This window comes from Kitasatospora sp. NPDC096077 (genome assembly GCF_040303245.1).
Taxonomy (GTDB): Bacteria; Actinomycetota; Actinomycetes; order Streptomycetales; family Streptomycetaceae; genus Kitasatospora.
In genome coordinates this window covers 1,497-14,944 of the sequence record NZ_JBEOSV010000040.1, presented here as the reverse complement: position 1 = coordinate 14,944, position 13,448 = coordinate 1,497, and the positions used below count along the sequence as shown (strand labels likewise).

The 13,448-nt window shown below is 72.0% G+C and carries 12 protein-coding genes; 4 read left to right on the top strand and 8 right to left on the bottom strand.

Features of this window, described 5'->3' with window-relative positions:
- Nucleotides 1-81: 81 nt before the first annotated feature.
- Entirely contained in the window at nt 82-462 is a 381-nt protein-coding gene (locus ABTZ03_RS28325) for a YybH family protein (RefSeq protein ID WP_350515928.1), read from the bottom strand.
- A 135-nt stretch (nt 463-597) separates the two neighbouring features.
- On the opposite strand from ABTZ03_RS28325, the gene ABTZ03_RS28320 reads away from it, so the two are divergent.
- Nucleotides 598-1,527, top strand: a complete 930-nt coding sequence (locus ABTZ03_RS28320) for a helix-turn-helix domain-containing protein (protein WP_350515927.1) — start codon at nt 598-600, stop codon at nt 1,525-1,527.
- 1,268 nt (nt 1,528-2,795) lie between these two features.
- Here the strand turns inward: ABTZ03_RS28320 and ABTZ03_RS28315 are convergent.
- Nucleotides 2,796-3,002, bottom strand: a complete 207-nt coding sequence (locus tag ABTZ03_RS28315; protein ID WP_350515926.1) for a hypothetical protein — start codon at nt 3,000-3,002, stop codon at nt 2,796-2,798.
- A 367-nt stretch (nt 3,003-3,369) separates the two neighbouring features.
- Between ABTZ03_RS28315 and ABTZ03_RS28310 the strand changes: the two genes are divergently transcribed.
- Both ABTZ03_RS28310 and ABTZ03_RS28305 read left to right on the top strand, forming a co-directional pair.
- Nucleotides 3,370-7,611, top strand: coding sequence for a beta strand repeat-containing protein (locus ABTZ03_RS28310; RefSeq protein WP_350515925.1), 4,242 nt, complete (start codon nt 3,370-3,372; stop codon nt 7,609-7,611).
- Between the two features lie 261 nt (nt 7,612-7,872).
- Nucleotides 7,873-8,355, top strand: coding sequence for a hypothetical protein (locus ABTZ03_RS28305; RefSeq protein WP_350515924.1), 483 nt, complete (start codon nt 7,873-7,875; stop codon nt 8,353-8,355).
- Between the two features lie 132 nt (nt 8,356-8,487).
- Here ABTZ03_RS28305 and ABTZ03_RS28300 read toward each other — a convergent pair whose 3' ends face one another.
- Entirely contained in the window at nt 8,488-8,973 is a 486-nt protein-coding gene (locus ABTZ03_RS28300; protein ID WP_350515923.1) for an FBP domain-containing protein, read from the bottom strand.
- A 71-nt stretch (nt 8,974-9,044) separates the two neighbouring features.
- Here ABTZ03_RS28300 and ABTZ03_RS28295 point away from each other — a divergent pair, with 71 nt between their 5' ends.
- Entirely contained in the window at nt 9,045-9,614 is a 570-nt protein-coding gene (locus ABTZ03_RS28295) for a TetR/AcrR family transcriptional regulator (RefSeq protein ID WP_350515922.1), read from the top strand.
- 6 nt (nt 9,615-9,620) lie between these two features.
- Here the strand turns inward: ABTZ03_RS28295 and ABTZ03_RS28290 are convergent, their stop codons facing one another.
- The 5 genes from ABTZ03_RS28290 to ABTZ03_RS28270 all read right to left on the bottom strand — a co-directional run.
- On the bottom strand, nt 9,621-9,953 hold the full coding sequence (locus tag ABTZ03_RS28290) for a hypothetical protein (protein WP_350515921.1): 333 nt from the start codon (nt 9,951-9,953) through the stop codon (nt 9,621-9,623).
- Nucleotides 9,954-10,047: 94 nt separating this feature from the next.
- On the bottom strand, nt 10,048-10,539 hold the full coding sequence (locus ABTZ03_RS28285) for a pyridoxamine 5'-phosphate oxidase family protein (RefSeq protein ID WP_350515920.1): 492 nt from the start codon (nt 10,537-10,539) through the stop codon (nt 10,048-10,050).
- A 64-nt stretch (nt 10,540-10,603) separates the two neighbouring features.
- On the bottom strand, nt 10,604-11,950 hold the full coding sequence (locus ABTZ03_RS28280) for a DUF418 domain-containing protein (protein WP_350515919.1): 1,347 nt from the start codon (nt 11,948-11,950) through the stop codon (nt 10,604-10,606).
- Between the two features lie 83 nt (nt 11,951-12,033).
- On the bottom strand, nt 12,034-12,687 hold the full coding sequence (locus ABTZ03_RS28275) for a hypothetical protein (protein WP_350515918.1): 654 nt from the start codon (nt 12,685-12,687) through the stop codon (nt 12,034-12,036).
- A gap of 104 nt (nt 12,688-12,791) precedes the next feature.
- Nucleotides 12,792-13,448, bottom strand: a 657-nt coding sequence (locus ABTZ03_RS28270) for an AMP-binding enzyme (RefSeq protein WP_502894607.1), incomplete at its 5' end; no start/stop codon positions are given.

Below are 13,448 nucleotides of genomic sequence, written 5' to 3'. Positions count from 1 at the left end.
GCACCCCCCCCGCCCGGGGGTGTCGGCCCGCACCCCCGGGCGCCCCACCACCCGGAGGTGTCCGGCCGCCTTGCCGTGGGTTCAGGCGGTGCCGAGGGGGTTGAGGAGCAGGAAGCGCCAGCCGCCGTCGGGCAGTCGGCGGGCGATGTTGGCGGTGGTGCCGGTCGGGGCGATCCGGGTGCCGTCGGGAGCGTCGACCTCCAGGGTCCAGTCGGTGACCAGGAGGGCGGTGTCCGCGGCGACCAGGGCGTGGCGCGAGCGGTTGGTGAGCCTGCCGTGGGCGGCCACCGTTCCGGCGAGTTCGGCGCGGAGGGCGTCCGGGCCGGTGAGGTGCGCGCCGGACACGGTCCGCATGCCCGCGCCGGGGGCGAACAGGGCCAGCAGCGCGTCGACGTCGCCGGAATTCAGGGCGTCCTGGAACAGCATCGGCAGCTCGGCGGGGTCGGTGACGACGGGGGACATGGGCAGGGATCCTCACTTCGGTAACGGAGTTGACGGCCTTCCGACGTGACGCCGGGTTCTCCGGTGCGCCGCTCGGCCGTGGCTCCACGATCCCCCGGGGGCCGCCCCCAAGACGAGGTAGAGTCTCGACCCGACATGGTCGAAACTGGACAGCCCGACGTCATCGACATCGCCTACGACAACCCCGACGCGCGGCACACCGGCCTGGAGGTGCTGCCCTTCGAGGTGCTGAAGGCACGGCTGAAGCGCTCGGTCGCCCGGCGCCCGAGCCGTCTCGACTTCCACCAGCTGCTGCTGGTCCGTGGCGGCACCGGTACCGCGATGGTCGATTTCGTCCTCCACCCCTGCGCCCGCGGCACCCTGCTGCACCTGAGCCCCGGCCAGGTACAGCGGCTCCCGTTCGGCCCGGACGGCCGCCCGGCGGACCTCGACGCCGTCCTGCTGCTGTTCACCGCCGACTACCCGCCGCCGTTGCCCGCGACGCGTGAGGTGCTGGACGGCTTCGGCCCCGTCGCCTGGCGGCTGTCACCGTCCGAACTCGACGCCTTCGAGCGGGCGGTGACGGAGCTGGAGGTCGAGTACCGATCGCTGCGGGACGCGCGGCCCCGGTCCACGGACGCGCCCGCATCCGCCCGTTCGGACGTCGACCTGACCGGCGCGCTGCTGCGCCAGCTCCTCGGCGCGCTCCTCATCCGGACGGCCCGGCTGCCGGACCCCACCGGGCGACCCGGCGCGGCGGCCCCGGGCACGGGCGTGTACCCGGCCTTCCGGCGGGAGCTGGAACGCTCCTTCGCCACCACCCGCGCGGTGGAGGAGTACGCCGCACGGCTCGGATACTCCTCGCGCACCCTGACCCGGGCCTGCCTGGCCGCCACCGGCCGCAGCGCCAAGCAGCTCGTCGACGCCCGGGTCGTCCTCCAGGCGCAGCGGCTGCTCGCCCACACCGACCTGCCCGTCGCCGCCGTAGGCCGGGCGCTCGGCTTCACCGAGGCCACCAACTTCGGCAAGTTCTTCGCCCGGGAGACCGGCGGTACCCCGGGCGACTTCCGCCGCGCCCAGCGCTGACCGGGCCCGCCCCGGGTCGACGGGGCCACGCCGGGCGGCGCTCCTTCTGCGCCCGGGGGCGTTGCGCGAACTGTGGGGTGGTCAGCCCGTTCGTCTGGGCCACAGGGATGACATCACCAGCGTGCCGGGCCGACCCGGATGGCGGAGACACCATAGTCAGTTCATCACGCTATGGCGTATTTACGCCGTCATCCAGAGTCCTGTGCACACCCTGGAGAGTCCTCGATGCCTGAAGCCCGACGTCGCCGGGGCTGGACCCCGGCCTTCGGACCACGGGGCAGTACCGCCCCGGCCCGACCGTCGAACAACGCCGCTCCGAAGCGGCGTGGCTGGTCCGGAGTGCTGTCGGCCGTGCTGCTGCTGGCACCGCTGCCGCTCGTTCCGCTGATGGCCGCTCCCGCCGCGCACGCCGCCCAGGCCTGCCCGCCGGACCAGGGCTTCACCGACTGCCTCTCCTTCACCTACACCGGCGGCAACCAGGACTTCACCGTTCCGCCCGGCGTCTCCTCCCTCCGGGCGAAGGCCTGGGGCGCGGGTGCGGCCGCCGAAGCCGACGGCCCCTCGGACGCGGCCGGCGGCGACCACCGGGGCCGGCCGGGCGCCGCCGGCGCCTTCGCCACCGCACTGCTGGACGTCACACCGGGACAGCGGCTGACCGTGGTCCCGGGCCACGGCGGGCGGGCCCGGTCCGACGACCCGCTCTCCCCGGCGGCGCGTGCGGCCCGCAACGGCGAAGCCTCCAGCGTGCTGTCCGACGATCCGCACGCCTCCGCCCACACCCTCCTGACGGCCGACGGCGGCAGCTCCCCGAGCGCGACCGGCGCGGCCGTCGGATCCGGCGGCGACGCGCCGACCGGCCTCGCGTCCCATGTGACCGAGCGCCAGTACGTCGCCGGGGCCGGCTTCGGTGGCCTCGCGCCGTCCACGACGTCCGCCGGGCTCCCCGGTGACGGTAGCGCCGCCCACGCCGCCCCCTCGGTCAACCCGGGCGAAGCGAGCGGCACGGGCCGCACCGCCGACGTCCGGAAGCCCGGCGACCGGGACGGACGCGACGGCGGCAACGGCCTCGTGGTGCTGGAATGGCAGACCCCGGACGCCGCCCCCGCGAAGGCCGCCCCCGAGCAGAACAACGCCTCGCAGGCCCCGTCCCCGACTGCCGCACCGTCCCCGGCGGCTGTGCCGTCTGCCACGAGCAGCCCTGCGTCCCCGTCAGCCACGGCACCGGCCCGCCGGGCGCCCGGTCTGCTGGACTGCAGCGGCAACATCATCTACGCCATCCAGCGCGGCTCCTCGCGCGCCGGCACCGGCACTCTGCTCGCCCTGGCCAGCGGCACCGTCGGCGGCTCCACCGTGACCGCCACCACGGTGAGCACGCTCCCCGCCGGGTCCGGCTTCGCCAACGCCCTCGGCGTCACGGACGGTGGCACCGCTGCGTACGTGGTCGACCAGACGCCGACGGTGAACGGTTCCGTCAACGTGTACGGGTACAACGCGGCCACCGGCAACTGGACCGTCTACACCGGATCCGCCGGCTCCACCAGTGACTCCTTCGTCGCCGGCGCGGTCAACCCGGCCAACGGCATCTTCTACTACGCCAGCTTCGCCAGCGGTACCGCGACCACGGCCGGCGTGGCCACTCTCTACGGGTTCAACACCACCACCAACACCGCGATCCCCGGCGTGATCGCCACCTACAACCTGCCGGTCGTCGCAGCCGGCGGCCCCAACGGCGACATCACCTTCGACGCGGCCGGCAACCTCTACACCCTCTCCTCCGTCGGTACCGGTGCCGCCATCGGCCGCATCGCCGGGCCGATCCCCACCACGGGATCGGCCACCGGCGTGCCCCTGACCAGTACGCAGCTGAGCACCCTCTCCAACCCCGGGGGCAACTCCTTCAACGGCGCCGCCTTCGACAACGCCGGCAACCTCTACATCGAGTTCGCCTCGGGGAGCACCACCTACCTGGAGCAGCTCAACCCGAACACCGGAGCGGTCACGGCCGGTCCCACGCCGTACTCCAACAACGCCTTCCTCTCCGTGGACCTCGGCGCCTGCTCCACCAACCCGACCCTGACCCTGCAGAAGAACATCGTCGGCCGGTTCGCCCAGTCCACCTCGTCCAACGACCAGTTCACCCTGGCGATCACCGGCGGCGGCATCACCCAGGGCAACACCGCCACCACCACCGGCACCAGCACGGGCGTCCAGTCGCCCCCGGCCGGCCCGGTCATCGCACTGTCCAACACCACCTACACCCTCACCGAGACGGCGGCCTCCGGCAGCCTCTCCAACTACACCACCACCTACGACTGCGTCGACACGGCCAACGGCAACGCTCCGGTCGCCTCGGGCAGCGGGGTGAACACCTTCAACCTTCCCTTCCCACCGACGGTGGAGGACAAGAACAGCCCGATGGTGCTCTGCACCTTCACGAACACCCCGATCCCCGCCACGCCCGCGTTGACGATTCTGAAGTCGGCTTCTCCGACGACGGTTTCGGCGGTCGGGCAGACGGTCGACTACTCGTTCCTGGTGACGAATACCGGGAACGTGACGTTGACCAATGTGGCGGTGACGGAGACGGCGTTCTCGGGTACCGGTACTGCGCCGGTGGTGACGTGTCCGGCGGGTGCGGCTTCGTTGGCGCCTGGTGCGTCGGTGACCTGTACGGCTACGTACGCGGTGACGCAGGCGGATATCAACGCGGGGAGTATCACGAACACGGCGACGGCGACGGGTAATCCGCCGTCGGGTCCGCCGGTGACGTCTCCGCCGTCCAGTGCCACCGTGACGGCGACGGCGAATCCGGCGATCACGATCGTGAAGTCGGCGTCGCCGACGACGGTTTCGGCGGTCGGGCAGACGGTTGACTACGGCTTCCTGGTGACGAACACGGGGAATGTCACCCTCACCAACGTCACGGTGACGGAGACGGCGTTCTCGGGTACCGGTACTGCGCCGGTGGTGACGTGTCCGGCGGGTGCGGCTTCGTTGGCGCCTGGTGCGTCGGTGACCTGTACGGCTACGTACGCGGTGACGCAGGCGGACATCAACGCGGGGAGCGTCACGAACACGGCGACGGCGACGGGTACTCCGCCGTCGGGTCCGCCGGTCACGTCTCCGCCGTCGAGCGCCACCGTGACGGCGACGGCGAATCCGGCATTGACGATTGTGAAGTCGGCTTCCCCGACGACGGTTTCGGCTGCGGGGCAGACGGTTGACTATTCGTTCCTGGTGACGAACACGGGGAATGTGACGTTGACGAACGTGACGGTGAACGAGACGGCGTTCTCGGGCACCGGCACGCCGCCGGCCGTTTCCTGTCCGGCGGGTGCGGCTTCGTTGGCGCCTGGTGCGTCGGTGACCTGTACGGCTACGTACGCGGTGACGCAGGCGGATATCAACGCGGGGAGTATCACGAACACGGCGACGGCGACGGGTACTCCGCCGTCGGGTCCGCCGGTCACGTCTCCGCCCTCCAGTGCCACCGTGACGGCGACGGCGAATCCGGCGATCACGATTGTGAAGTCGGCGTCGCCGACGACGGTTTCGGCGGTCGGGCAGACGGTTGACTACGGCTTCCTGGTGACGAACACCGGGAATGTCACCCTCACCAACGTCACGGTGGCCGAGACGGCGTTCTCGGGTACCGGTACTGCGCCGGTCATCTCCTGTCCGGCCGGTGCGGCTTCGTTGGCGCCTGGTGCGTCGGTCACCTGCACGGCGAGCTACACCGTCACCCAGGCCGACATCAACGCGGGGAGCATCACCAACACGGCGACGGCGACGGGTACTCCACCGTCCGGTCCGCCGGTCACGTCTCCGCCGTCGAGCGCCACCGTGACGGCGACGGCGAATCCGGCATTGACGATTGTGAAGTCGGCGTCGCCGACGACGGTTTCGGCGGTCGGGCAGACGGTTGACTACGGCTTCCTGGTGACGAACACGGGGAATGTCACCCTCACCAACGTCACGGTGACGGAGACGGCGTTCTCGGGTACCGGTACTGCGCCGGTCATCTCCTGTCCGGCCGGTGCGGCTTCGCTCGCGCCGGGGGCGTCGGTGACCTGTACGGCCACCTATACCGTCACCCAGGCGGACATCAACGCGGGGAGCGTCACGAACACGGCGACGGCGACGGGTACTCCGCCGTCGGGTCCGCCGGTCACGTCTCCGCCGTCGAGCGCCACCGTGACGGCGACGGCGAATCCGGCATTGACGATTGTGAAGTCGGCTTCTCCGACGACGGTTTCGGCTGCGGGGCAGACGGTTGACTATTCGTTCCTGGTGACGAACACGGGGAATGTGACGTTGACGAACGTGACGGTGAACGAGACGGCATTCTCGGGCACCGGGACCCCGCCGGCCGTTTCCTGTCCGGCGGGTGCGGCTTCGTTGGCGCCTGGTGCGTCGGTGACCTGTACGGCGAGTTACACCGTGACGCAGGCGGACATCAACGCGGGGAGCATCACCAACACGGCGACGGCGACGGGTACTCCGCCGTCCGGTCCGCCGGTGACGTCGCCGCCGTCGAGCGCCACCGTGACCGCCACGCCGGCCCCTGCGCTCACCCTGGTGAAGTCGGTGGACGCGACGGAACTGACGGCAGTGGGCCAGGTGCTGCACTACTCGTTCCTGGTGACCAACACCGGGAACGTGACGTTGACCAATGTGACGGTGACCGAGACGGCGTTCTCGGGCACCGGTACTGCGCCGGTCGTCTCCTGCCCGGCGGGTGCGGCCTCGCTGGCGCCTGGTGCGTCGGTGACGTGCACGGCGAGTTACACGGTCACCCAGGCGGACATCGACAGCGGGAAGGTCACCAACACGGCGACGGCGACGGGTACTCCGCCGTCCGGTCCGCCGGTCACCTCCCCGCCCTCCTCGACCAGCGTTCCGAACACGCCTGAGCCGGCACTGACGATCGTGAAGTCGGCGTCGCCGACGACGGTTTCGGCGGTCGGGCAGGTGGTGACCTACAGCTACTTGGCAACCAACACCGGGAACGTCACCCTCACCAACATCACGGTGACCGAGACGGCGTTCTCGGGTACCGGGACCCCGCCGGCGATCTCCTGTCCGGCCGGTGCGGCTTCGCTCGCGCCGGGGGCGTCGGTCACCTGCACGGCCACTTACACCGTCACCCAGGCGGACATCAACGCCGGGAGCATCACCAACACGGCGACGGCGACGGGTACTCCGCCGTCCGGTCCGCCGGTGACCTCCCCGCCGTCCAGCACGACCGTGACGGCCACGCCGGCACCGGCGCTCACCGTCGTGAAGTCGGTGGACGCGACGGAGCTGACGGCGGCGGGCCAGGCGCTGCACTATTCGTTGCTGGTGACGAACACCGGGAACGTCACCCTCACCAATGTCACGGTCAATGACACCGCGTTCTCCGGTACCGGTACTGCGCCGGTCGTCTCCTGCCCTGCGGGTGCGGCCTCGCTGGCGCCGGGGGCGTCGGTCACCTGCACGGCCACTTACACCGTCACCCAGGCCGACATCGACAGCGGGAAGGTCACCAACACGGCGACGGCGACGGGTACTCCGCCGTCCGGTCCGCCGGTGACCTCCCCGCCCTCCTCGACCACCGTCCCGAAGACCCCGGCCCCTGCGCTCACCGTGGAGAAGTCGGCCTCGCCGACGACGGTCACCGCTGTCGGCCAGACCGTCGACTACAGCTTCCTGGTGACGAACACCGGGAACGTGACGTTGACGAACGTGACGGTGAACGAGACGGCGTTCTCGGGCACCGGTACCGCACCGGTGGTGATGTGTCCGGCGGGTGCGGCTTCGCTCGCCCCGGGCGGGTCGGTCACCTGCACGGCCGACTACAAGGTCACCCAGGGTGATCTGAACAGCGGGAAGGTCACGAACACGGCGACGGCGACGGGTACTCCGCCGTCCGGTCCGCCGGTGACCTCCCCGCCGTCCAGCGCCACGGTGACGGCGAAGAAGACGCACGGGCACCTGCCGAGCACCGGGGCCGACACCCGGCTCGCCGGCCTGGCCGGGGGCCTCCTGCTCCTGGGCGGCGGGCTGGCGCTCATGACGCGTCGGATCCGTCGACGCGGCTAGCACGAGCGCTTGACCGGCGGCGGTCCCCGGAGCCCGAGCTCCGGGGACCGCCGCCTTTCGTCGCCCGCTCGCCGATGCCTCCGCTGGGCCCGACCGGCGGCGGACGGTGCGGAAGTCGGCGGCCGAACGGGTGAACCTCGGTCACCACGGGGACGGCCGGGCCGCGAGTACCGGGTCGACACGGTACGACAGGCCCGTTCCGCCGCGGCGTCGCCGGAGCGACGGTCTCCGCGCCGCCCACAGCTGAAGGAAGAAGAAGAGATGCGCGAAACGAAGTACAGGGCCCGAGCGGTTGCCGCTCTCGGAATCGCTCTGCTCACCCTCGCCCCGCTGCCCGCCTGCAGTGGTGCCGGGGGCGGTAGTCAGGACCGGCAGAGCACCGCGGCCTCGCCCGACAAGGGCGCGACGGCCACGGCGGGCGCCGATGAGTTCGTCCCGGCCGAGCAGCCGACGCTTCCGCCGCCCTCGTCCGTCGCCAACGACACGGAGAAGCGCAAGCAGGTCACCATCACCGCCTGCGAGGCGACCAAGGACGGCTGGCGGGCCGCCGGCACCGCGCTCAACCCCGGCGGTCAGGACGCGAAGTACCGGATCGCCATCCACTTCACCTCGCACTCGGCCACGGTGCTCGCCGTCGGCGAGACCGCCGTCGATGTCAAGCCGGGGCAGAGCGGCACCTGGGAGGTGCGGCAGGCCTTTCACGCCCCACAGGGGACCCTCTGCGTCCTGCGGGGGGTCGGCTGACCGCAGGTCGACCGGGATAGGGTCCGGCGGCTGCTCCGGCGCGACCGTCGGTCGATGCGGCCCGATGCCTGCCGGACACCCGGCCTCAGGTGTTCGGCAGGCGGGGCGCGGCCTCGGGGCCCGGCGAGGGCGTCACGCGGTGACCTTGGCGACGAAGGCGGCCAGGTTGGCCACGGTGCGCCGGATCTTCTCCTCGACGGTCAGCGACTCGTGCAGCCGGGTGCCGACCTCGCGCTTGCCACGTACATAGAGCGAGCAGGCGAGGTCGGCGCACATGTACGCGCCGACGGAGTTGCCCTGCTTGCCCGCCTTCCCGGCCAGCGGGGCGACCAGCAGCGAGACGCCCCCGGTGTGGGTGGTGACGCAGAGCGAGCAGATGCTGCGTCGGGCCTGCCAGGAGGCGGCGCCGGAGGAGCGCAGGGCGACCGCCACCGTACGGCCGTCCAGGTCGGCGGCGAGGTAGCCGCGGTCGGGGGCCTGCGGATCCCGCCAGCCGAGGAAGTCCAGGTCGTCCCAGGGCTGTTCGGCGAGGTCGCGGGGGATGTGCAGGCGCTTGGCCTCGCCCTTGCTGCAGTTCACGAAGGCGGCGCGGATCTGGGGTTCGGTCAGTGGCTTCATAGGGAGCAACGTAAATTACCTAGGAGTATTAGGCAAATGTATAGTTGTCCCAGACGACCGAAGGGCAGGGCATGGCACGCGTAGGACTGAACGCGGAACGACTCACCCGGGCGGGTGCCGAACTGGCCGACGAGGTCGGCTTCGACAAGGTCACCGTCTCGGCGCTGGCGCGGCACTTCGGCGTCAAGGACGCGAGCCTGTACTCGCACGTCAAGAACTCCCGGGACCTCAAGACCAGGATCGCCCTGCTCGCCCTGGAGGAGCTCGCCGACCGGGTCGCCGCCGCCCTGGCCGGACGGGCCGGCAAGGACGCCCTGGCCGCCTTCGCCAACGCCTACCGCGACTACGCCCGCGAGCATCCCGGCCGTTACGCCGCCGCGCAGCTGGAACTCGACTACGAGACGGCGCTGGGCAGCGCCGCCGTCCGGCACTCGCAGATGACCCGCGCGATCCTGCGCGGTTACGACCTCACCGAACCCGACGAGACCGACGCCGTCCGGCTGCTCGGCAGCACCTTCCACGGCTACGTGACCCTGGAGCGGGGAGGTAGCTTCCAGCACACCCCGCGGACCACGGAACAGACCTGGGCGCGGATCCTGGACGCCCTCGACGCCCTGCTGCGCAACTGGCCGAAGGCCTGAGGCTTCTCAGCGGACGTCGTGGCCGCTGATCAGGACCCGGTCCCCGAGGTGCTCGCTGAGGTAGCCGATGTCGGCCAGCAGCGCCGCGACGCGGAGGGTGAACTGGAAGCGCGACGAGTGCACGGCGGCCGCGCCGTGGGTGCGGGTGGAGCCCGCGGATCCGGTGTCGGGCTGTTCGGCCGCGACGTCTCCGGAGCTGGGCTGCCAGGAGACCGTGACGCCGTTGGGCCGACAGGCGACCTTCGCGCCGCCCGTGCCGGCGGTGTCATCGGCGAGGGGGAGGCCCGCCTCGCGCAGTGTGGCGGCGACGGTGCCGAGTAGAGTGCGATAGTCAGGCATTCATATGACTCTAGCGAGTGACGTCCATATGAACGAATGGTGAACGTACGATTTTCGCCATGCGGACGGTGGTCGGCCCTGTCGACGGCTCCGATCAGGCGTGGTCGGTGGTGCGGTGGGTCAGCGGTGGGTTGCCCGGGGCGGCCGCGACCGTGTCCGCCCGGAGCGGGAGCAGTCCGCCCGCCACGGCCTGACGGGGGGTGAAGTGGACCCGGCGGCCGGTGCGGCCGTCGTCGCCGGGGGCTCCCGGCCGGGTCCACTCGACCTCGGCGTGGCCGGACAGGTGCAGGGTGCGCCCGGTGGCGAAGTCGCAGAAGAGCAGGGCGGCGGTGGGGTCGGTCCGGAGGTTGCCGAGGGTGTTGAACAGGTTGTTGCCCGGGTAGTCGGGCCACCACAGCCTTCCGGCCTCGACCCGGACGAACCCGGGCGGGCCGCCGCGGTGCGAGGCGTCGTTGCCGCGGGTGGGGTGGGTGGTGCCGATCAGGAGGGTGTCGGCCCGGCGGATGAAGGCCAGGTCGCCGTCGGTCAGGGTGTCTGATCGGCGGGGCGGCTCGGCTGCGGCAGCCGCGCCCGCTCCGCGCGCCACTACCGGCGCCACGGGCGGGCCCGGCGCGCCGTGATCGGCGTGCCGGGCCCGCCCGGTGGGCGGGTCACCCCCGGCGGCGGGGTGCCACGGCCGTCGTCGTGCGGTGGACCAGGGCCTCCAGCGGCCCGCGGCGGAAGAATCGCCGCCACAATGCCGAGCCGGTCAGGGCGGCCGCGGCGAACAGCGCGTACGGGACCAGGGACTGCGGTGCGCGGCCGAAGCCGCCCGGGTCCTGGCCGAGGAAGTGGTTGGTGATCACGTCCTGGACGAAGTACCAGGTCATCGCCATCGAGCCCATCGCCGCGAGCGGCCGCAGTGCCCGCTCCCAGTGGGCCCGTTCGGTCAGCAGGAGGAGGCCGCCGAGCAGGGCCAGTGACACGCCGACCATCCAGAGGACCTGCAGCGTGCTGTACTCCGCGATGGCCGGACCCGGCTTGGACATCGCCCACAGCTCGGCCCACGGCACCTTCGGCATCGGCGGCAGCTCGGGCATCACCGGGGGTGCGTCCGGCAGCACGCCGTCCGCCGCGGCCGGCACCGGCGGGGGCGGAGGCGGGGCCATCAGCGCCGCCTGGAAGCGGTCGATCGCCGCGCCGGTCCCGAGCGGGCCGAGCAGCAGCCAGGACGCCAGCCAGCCGCCGACCGCGACGCCCGCGCCCGTGATCGTCATGCGCACCCGCACCAGTCGGTCGCCCAGGTCCAGACGGCCGATCGCCAGACCCGCCAGCAGCAGCGGCAGCGCGTAGAACGTGTCCACGTTGAACACGTACGACTGGAACACCGCGAGCCAGTCCCCGGGATGCACCAATACCGCCAGGCCCTGCGGCAGTTCGGGCGCACCCGGCCCGACCGGCGGCAGGAAGGACCAGTCCTGGCCCCGGTTCGCGCGGAGGATCTGGAACACCGGTGCCGCCACCGCGAACACTCCGGCCGCCGCGAACAGCCACCTCGCCCGCACCCGTGTCCACGGCAGCAGGAACAGCAGCCACCCGGTGTAGGCGGTGATGATGTTCCCCACGCCCGACACCTGCTCAAGACAGAGTCCCAGCAGCAGGAGCACCCCGGCCCGGACGGCGATCCGACCCCGGGCCCCGCGCATCGAGGGCCCGGCGTACGGCCGGCAGCCGCCGGTCATCAGCGCGACCGAAACCCCCGCCAACAGGAAGAACACACTGCGGGCCCGGGTGTCCAGGAACCCGTTCAGCCACTCCAGCACCCCGGGCCAGGCATGGCCCCGCGGCGTCGGCTCCAGCCAGCCCGTCGGCACGAAGTGCATCCACACCATCCCGAGGATCGCCAGCGCCCGCAGCACGTCGATCGCTGCCAGTCGCCCCCCGGACCCTGTCCGGGCCCGCTCGCGCTCCGTGCGTCGACGCCGCGACTCCCGCTCCACCACCGGCTCGGTGACCACCACAACTCCTCAGAACGACATCAAGGAGCCGCCACGTTAGGAAGCCGGTATCAGCTCGCCTCTCCCGGAAGATGACCGTTTCGTCACAGCGTCGGCCTGTCGTCTCCTCCCGGTCCTGACAGGCCCTCGGCGGTCCACCAGGCCGCGGGGTCCTCGCAGCCGCCGAGGGCGAGGCGCTCGCCGTACCCCCGGTCGACCAGGCAGCCGCCGCCGTGGGCGTGGATCCTCAGCCGGGTGGCGGACCGTCCGTCCGGGGCGGTCCACCGGGTCGGGGCGACGGCGAGGTCCTCGAAGGTCCAGGACTGGTCCGGGGCGGCGGCCTCCGGCGCGCTGCCGGGCCGTTCGGCGGCGAGGTAGACCGAGCCGTCCGGGTCCGCGGTGAGCACCAGCGGGCCGGTCCGGTCCTCACCGCTGCTCAACAGCGGTGACTGGAGCACGAGTTCGGGGCCGGCGGTGGGTCGGACGAGCCATTCCTGACCCTCCTCGGCGGTCGCCGGCATGGCCGTCACCGCGGCCCCGTCGGGGGCGTGCGAGGAGTCCGTGCCGAACGCCGTCATCCGCAGCCCGGACGACCCGGCCGTCAGGGTTCCGAGCCCGCTGAGCGCCGGGGGGACGGGCTGCGGGTGGGAGTGGTCAGCCCCGGCCCGGTCGTCCTGGCAGGCGGCGGTCAGGAGGCAGGGGAGCAGGGCGAGCGCGGCGGTGGCCTTGGCGGCGACGCGGGCGGGCCGGTACGACAACTCGGTCGGTCCTCAGGGGAGTTCGCTGGTGGTGGAGGGCGTACACGCACGGGCCGCCGACCGGAGGGAACCGGTGGGCGGCCCGTGGCGCGGACGGGACGGGCTCAGCCCGCGGTCGGACCGTCGGTCAACTGGGCCTGGATGGAGGCCATCACGGCGGCATCCGTCAGGGTGGTGGTGTCGCCGACTTCGCGGCCTTCGGCGATGTCGCGCAGGAGGCGGCGCATGATCTTGCCGGAGCGGGTCTTGGGGAGTTCGCCGACGACCTTGATCTGCTTGGGCTTGGCGATGGGGCCGAGGGTGCGGCCGACGTGGGTGCGCAGTTCGTCGACGAGTTCGGGGGTTTCGGTGGTGCCGCCGCGCAGGATGACGAAGGCGACGATGGCCTGGCCGGTGGTGGGGTCGGCGGCGCCGACGACGGCGGACTCGGCGACGGCGGGGTGGCCGACGAGGGCGGATTCGACCTCGGTGGTGGAGATGTTGTGGCCGGAGACGAGCATGACGTCGTCGACGCGGCCGAGGAGCCAGATGTCGCCGTCCTCGTCCTTCTTGGCGCCGTCGCCGGCGAAGTAGCGGCCGGGGAAGCGGGACCAGTAGGTGTCGATGTAGCGCTGGTCGTCGCCCCAGATGGTGCGGAGCATGGACGGCCACGGCTCGGTGAGCACGAGGTAGCCGCCGGAGCCGTTGGGGACCTCGTTGGCCTCGTCGTCGACGACGGTGGCGGCGATGCCGGGCAGGGCGCGCTGGGCGGAGCCGGGCTT

Excerpts from the sequence above, each read along its gene's own strand:
- ABTZ03_RS28325 (WP_350515928.1), bottom strand. The coding sequence starts at position 462 with ATGTCCCCCGTCGTCACCGACCCCGCCGAGCTGCCGATGCTGTTCCAG.
- ABTZ03_RS28290 (WP_350515921.1), bottom strand. The coding sequence starts at position 9,953 with ATGCCTGACTATCGCACTCTACTCGGCACCGTCGCCGCCACACTGCGC.
- ABTZ03_RS28320 (WP_350515927.1), top strand. The coding sequence starts at position 598 with ATGGTCGAAACTGGACAGCCCGACGTCATCGACATCGCCTACGACAAC.
- ABTZ03_RS28300 (WP_350515923.1), bottom strand. The coding sequence starts at position 8,973 with ATGAAGCCACTGACCGAACCCCAGATCCGCGCCGCCTTCGTGAACTGC.
- ABTZ03_RS28295 (WP_350515922.1), top strand. The coding sequence starts at position 9,045 with ATGGCACGCGTAGGACTGAACGCGGAACGACTCACCCGGGCGGGTGCC.
- ABTZ03_RS28305 (WP_350515924.1), top strand. The coding sequence starts at position 7,873 with ATGCGCGAAACGAAGTACAGGGCCCGAGCGGTTGCCGCTCTCGGAATC.